Genomic DNA, 5,700 nt, shown 5'->3' on the forward strand with positions numbered 1-5,700 from the left:
AACACGGAAGTTAAGCTCTCTAGCGCCGATGGTAGTTGGGACCTTGTCCCTGTGAGAGTAGGACGTCGCCAAGCAACTTTAAGACGAGTCAGAATGACTCGTCTTTTTTGTGTTTATAAAAATAAGAATGGCTGGTAAATCTCAGTTTATTAAAATTTCACTTTATTGTTCACATCAACAAGTTCAAAACGCTCACAGACGAGTAACATATCTTCAGAGAAATTAAGACCAATCTCATTTAGTTCCTTTGTAAAAAAACGAACATGGGTGTCTCTCCAGTAATTATAAGTACGATCTCCTTCGCCTTCAGCGATAGCGAATTCTTCGCTTACTTCATTCATTGGTGTTACAGTTACTTCTATTGTCTTAATAATAGCTACAGGTTCATCATTACTATTGAGTATAATACTATAATCATTAGTAGTCGGTAGCGATTCATTTTCTAATTCATAAAAAATGTGACCGGAGCATGTAGCTGTTTTAATACCGTCAATTACTAGTTGTGCAAGATAATTAGGGGTATCCCCAAATTGCCAAGCTGTAACAGATTCTGGTTTTTTGTTGTTTCCCCAATAAGTATCCCAATATGTCTGTGCTAATTGATTCATTTTTATCGTCACCTCACTCTAATTAATATTTAATCTCTTTATAATTCCTTGGAAATTTATTTATTTGTTATGCCTTTGTACTTATTTTTAATTTGTATCAGTGTTTTGCAAATTAAAAAGATACTATGTGGAGTGAATATAGTTTGTAAATATGTTCTGTACATATATGGGATCTTTAATTTTCCAATTGCATTTTATGATAAAGGACATAGTTACTTAAAGAACGTTCAGATTATGAATGGTAGTTTATTATCACTATGCCATATTGAAGTGAGTAATACTAGAGTTGAAATAGATAAAAAAACCGATATTCTAAATTGAATATCAGTTTAATAATATGTGACTTATATGAATCTATAGCAATACGAAAAGCGTAAATAAGATAGCCAACAAAATACGGTAGTATGCAAAAGGTTTTAAACCTATCTTCTCTAAAAGCTTTAGAAAAGTTACTACTGCTAGCATCGCTACTATAAAAGAGGTAATGAATCCTACCGCGAACATAGGGATGTCATCGACACTTAAATACTTCCAACTTTTTAGTAAGTCTAAGCCTGTTGCCCCAATCATTACAGGAAGAGCTATTAGAAAAGAGAATTCAGATGCAGTCTTATAATTTACTTTTGCCAATAGACCTCCAGAGATAGTAGAGCCAGCTCTAGAGAAGCCAGGGTATACCGCTAAGCACTGAAATAATCCGATTGTTAAAGCTTGGCGGTATGTTAAATCGTCCAGTGAATAGGCTGCTGCCTCTTTCTTTTTTACTTCTGCAAAGATCATAAGAATTGCCCCTGCTACAAGTCCAATCAAAACAGTGTATGGCTGGAATAAGTATGTTTTAATAATATCATGTAGTAGCAAGCCAGCAACCACTGCCGGAAATACGCCAAGAAATACATGGAACGCGTTGAATTTTTTTCTTTCTGTATAAGAGGTTTAATATTACATAAAGAAACGAGACGTTTATGATATAAAATTGCAATAGCTAAAATTGCGCCTAGCTGAATAACAATTTCAAACGTTTTTGCTCTTTCTCCCTCAAAGCCTAATAAATGCCCGACTAATATAAGGTGGCCAGTAGAAGATATAGGTGAAAATTCAGCTAATCCTTCTACAATACCGAGTATGAAGGCAATAATGATATCGCTCATAGTTTCACTCCTATACATTAATGAATGTCTACTTTTTTAAAATAGAATAGTGTTGCAATAAATCCGGAAATTGTCGTTACTGCAATGATGATATAAGAATACTCTGGTGGATATGTCGGTTGTAATTCGTTATTTGCGATATCTAGAGTAGCGGTCCACGGAAATAAATCTTTATGCTTGGAGTTTACGAGCATAAGATTAGTCATTGTAATAATGACTGTTAATATAATGGGTGGTACATAGCTCTTCATTACAAGAGTTAGTAGCACAATAGGTGAAGACAATAGAAAGAGAAGTCCACCACATATTAAAAATTCTAGGAAAGAACCTAAAAGTAAAGAAATGTTAAAACCAGGGAAGTTCCCCAATAGCCCTAATATTAAAGTAAGTGCCCAAGCGACTAAAGTTAGCATCATAATCCAAAGAAAGAGAATGATGAATTTACTTGTAATAAAGCTAATGCGTGACACGGGGATAGTTAGTAAATTTTTCAGTGTATCTTCTGTATATTCGCGGGTAAGCAAATAAGCAACCACTACTCCATATAAGGGGAATCCTATAACTAAAGTAGTATATAAGTTAACGTCAGTAAATAATTGATCGAACCAAATAGTTGGAGTTGGCTGTTTTGTTTTTATATGTATATAAGAGGCTACTACAACTAAGAAAGGTGCGACACCAGCACCAATAATGCTAATTAAAAACATATTAGAGCGTTTTAGTTTTAAGAGTTCTGTATAGAGTAGATTAACCAATTGTTCCACCTCCAACTAGTTTGGTGAAATAATCTTCTAGTCTATCTTCACTTATCATCATTTTTAATACTTCAATATCGTTAAGAACGAACGTTCTGTTTATGTATCCTTGTTGTCCAAAATGAGAGTAAATACGAATATTTCCTTCATCATGTACTTCATAATCAAAAATTTGAAGATGATTTTCTAATAACATCACAGCTTTATCGTCATTATTCACTTGAAACTCTATGTACTTACGGTTTGCTTTGCGCAGCGTATCAAGAGAAACTTCTTCTAGTAACTTTCCTTCATGAATAATTCCGATACGATCAACTAACTGTTCTACCTCGGCTAATATGTGACTAGAAATCAGTATTGTTATATTTCTTTCTTGAGCTAAAGAATGAATAAGTTTTCGCATTTCTTTAATACCAATAGGGTCTAGTCCGTTAGTTGGTTCATCTAATATGAGTAGCTCAGGATAATGGAGAAGAGCACGCGCAATTCCTAAGCGTTGCTTCATTCCTAAAGAATACTTTCCTACTAACTTTTTTGTCTCATGCTGCAAGCCTACTATTTCTAATGCTTCTTCGATAGCATTCTTTTTGTGAACCCCAATTATTTTTGCATTAATTAATAGGTTTTCTTTTGCAGTTAAGTTTTCATAAAATCCTGGAACTTCAACTATAGAACCAATTCTGCTTAAAATATCTTTTTGATTTTGGAATAAGTTCTCTCCGAATATTTCAATCGTTCCACTTGTAGGCTTTATAAGACTAAGCAGCATGCGAATGGTTGTTGTTTTACCAGCACCGTTGCGGCCTATGAAGCCATAAATCTCCCCTTGTTGAACATTAATATTTAAATTATCTACTGACTTTTGATTGCCATATACTTTAGTAAGGTTAGTCGTTTTTATAATTGTATTTATAGGAGACACCTGCTTTCTATAAGTTCTTACTTACATCATAAAAAGGAAGGCTTAACTGCATATTAATCATTTCTTAACTATTTCTTAAAAGTATTGTGTTTTGGAATAGAAAAGCCAAAAGTAGTTCGTTTCCATGGAGTACTTTCAACCCATATATGTCCACTGTTTTTCTCAACGAGCGCTTTGGAAATAGAAAGCCCGAGACCGCTACCACCAAATGAAGAGTTTCTTGATTGTTCGCTTCGGTACATTCGCTCAAATACGTTTTGTAAATCATGTTTTGGAATACCAGGGCCTTGATCCCAAATATGAAGTTCGTATTCTGCATCAGCTTCTAGCAATTCGACTCCTATTGTTTTCCCATCCTTTCCGTAATAAATTGCATTTTTCATTAAATTACCGATAATCCGCATAATGCTTAGATGATCTGCGATGATAGGACAAGTAGACTCTGGTATGCGAATTTGCAGTTCGATGTTATGTTTTGAGAGCTCAGGTAAAAATTCAATCAAAACTTCTCTAGTAACTTCAGAAAAGTCGAGTTCTTCTTCTTTTAGTGGAAATTCATTAGCGTCTAGCTTCGCCATATTGAATATTTCATCAACTAGGTGCTTTAAGTTATTTGATTTCATATAGAGTATTTTAAGATATTCTTGTTTTTCTATTTCAGAAGCAGCAACTCCGTCTTTCAAAGCATCTATATATCCGATAATGGAGGTGAGTGGTGTTCGTATATCGTGGGAGATACTAGACAAAAGTTGTTTTCTGGATTCCTCGGATCTTTTGGCTTCAATTTGAACCTGCTCTAATTTACCTATTAGCTCGTTTATTGAAAAAACGATATTATGTAATGAGTGGTCATTGCTTGTGAATAATCTCGTTTGTAAGTTTCCTTTTAGTACACGACTTAATTTAGTATCCATTGCTTTGCGATGTTGAATGAATTGTATTCTTGAAAAGAAGAGATAAATTGTAATTAAGATAAGGATAATAAATAAAGACATTTTTATTCTTGGATCCATTTGTATGTTTAAAATCCCGCAAATGATAAGTTGTAATGAAATCAGGAAGAGGGTTTTATCAGTCTTCAAGCTTTTCACCTACAAACTTATAACCAATTCCCCATATAGTCTGAATGAATTTTGGATTGGAAGGGTCAATTTCTATTTTCTTTCTAAGTTTTCGAATATGTACCATAACGGTATTGTCATCTTCTATATAATTATCGTCCCATACATTTCGGAAGAGCTGTGTTTTTGTAAATACTTGCCCTGGGTTTGAAGTAAAGAATTTTAACAGTTCCAGTTCTTTTCCGGTTAAGCTAATTTCTTCTTTGTTTGTATGAACTGTGTATGTATTTAAATTGATAGTTAGTCCTTTAAAAGATAAAGTTGTTTTTTCTTGAGCAGTATTGTTACTTCCGAGAACTAAAAAACGCCGCATAAGAGCTTTTACTCGTGCAATTACTTCGTGAATGCTGAAAGGTTTCGTAATATAATCATCAGCACCAATGCTTAAACCTAAAATTTTATCAACTTCGTGATCTTTAGCGGTGAGCATTAATATAGGTACGTTAGTTTTATCTCTAAGTTTTTTACATACCTCGATTCCATCTATTTTGGGCATCATAAGATCTAGTATAACGAGGTTATAGTTATTTTGATTAAATAAATGTAAGGCTTCTTCGCCGTTGATTGCAGTGTCTACCATGTATAATTCTCGTTCTAAATATATTTTTAATAAATTTCGGATTTCTTTATCGTCGTCTGCTATAAGGATACGTATATCTTTCATATCTTCACCTGCTTCTAATAGAGTTTTATTGATAGTACAACAACTCTCTAATTATATACTAGTATTTGTTAAAATAAGGTTGCTAGTTTTGTTGGAGGAAAACGTCCACACAAGTTAAGTCTAGAGTTCAAATTAACTCGAATATATTTGGAAAAACAAATTAAAGAGAAGCAGAAGGTGTGCTCCGATAATGAAATCCTATAGAGACGTATTTAGTTAAAAGAGCATAAAAATATTAAATTGAAGTTCTTTATAAAAAAGTGTTGACGATTATGCTTTAGAGGTGTAATATAGAACAAGTCGCCGATGACATTAACGTCGAAAGCGACAAACGAAATGAAAAACTTAGTTGACATTGAAAGATGAAAATGTTAACATAAGGAAGTCGCAAATGAGCGACCAAGTAGTTCTTTGAAAACTGAACGAAACAAACAACGTGAAACGTCAATTTTTATTTTAGATGCTAGACAAACTAACTT

At 33.5% G+C, this 5,700-nt stretch carries 5 protein-coding genes and 1 pseudogene; all 6 read right to left on the reverse strand.

The features are described from left to right. Positions 1-149: 149 nt before the first annotated feature. Entirely contained in the window at positions 150-608 is a 459-nt protein-coding gene (locus MR107_RS29040) for an ASCH domain-containing protein (RefSeq protein WP_053565461.1), read from the reverse strand. A 354-nt stretch (positions 609-962) separates the two neighbouring features. Continuing rightward, a pseudogene (gene bacA, locus MR107_RS31785) lies at positions 963-1,777 on the reverse strand (undecaprenyl-diphosphate phosphatase). After that, the gene (locus tag MR107_RS29055; RefSeq protein ID WP_000247711.1) at positions 1,777-2,514 is read right to left on the reverse strand and encodes an ABC transporter permease; all 738 of its coding nucleotides are present in this window, start codon (positions 2,512-2,514) and stop codon (positions 1,777-1,779) included. Before MR107_RS29055 ends, bacA begins: the two are co-directional and overlap by 1 nt. Then, positions 2,507-3,436 carry an ABC transporter ATP-binding protein gene (locus MR107_RS29060; RefSeq protein WP_000074581.1) on the reverse strand — a complete coding sequence of 310 codons (930 nt, stop codon included), beginning with the start codon at positions 3,434-3,436 and terminating at the stop codon, positions 2,507-2,509. Before MR107_RS29060 ends, MR107_RS29055 begins: the two co-directional genes overlap by 8 nt. A gap of 68 nt (positions 3,437-3,504) precedes the next feature. Continuing rightward, a complete protein-coding gene (locus MR107_RS29065; protein WP_242293078.1) occupies positions 3,505-4,518 on the reverse strand; it encodes a sensor histidine kinase in 1,014 nt (337 codons plus the stop codon). Then, on the reverse strand, positions 4,508-5,221 hold the full coding sequence (locus tag MR107_RS29070; RefSeq protein WP_000651997.1) for a response regulator transcription factor: 714 nt from the start codon (positions 5,219-5,221) through the stop codon (positions 4,508-4,510). Before MR107_RS29070 ends, MR107_RS29065 begins: the two co-directional genes overlap by 11 nt. Between the last annotated feature and the right edge of the window lie 479 nt (positions 5,222-5,700).

It is taken from the genome of Bacillus cereus group sp. BfR-BA-01441, from assembly GCF_022663075.1.
GTDB lineage: Bacteria > Bacillota > Bacilli > Bacillales > Bacillaceae_G > Bacillus_A > Bacillus_A cereus.

Bases quoted from the DNA above. Each gene is read 5' to 3' on its own strand.
- MR107_RS29070 (WP_000651997.1), bottom strand. From the start codon at position 5,221: ATGAAAGATATACGTATCCTTATAGCAGACGACGATAAAGAAATCCGA.
- MR107_RS29040 (WP_053565461.1), bottom strand. From the start codon at position 608: ATGAATCAATTAGCACAGACATATTGGGATACTTATTGGGGAAACAAC.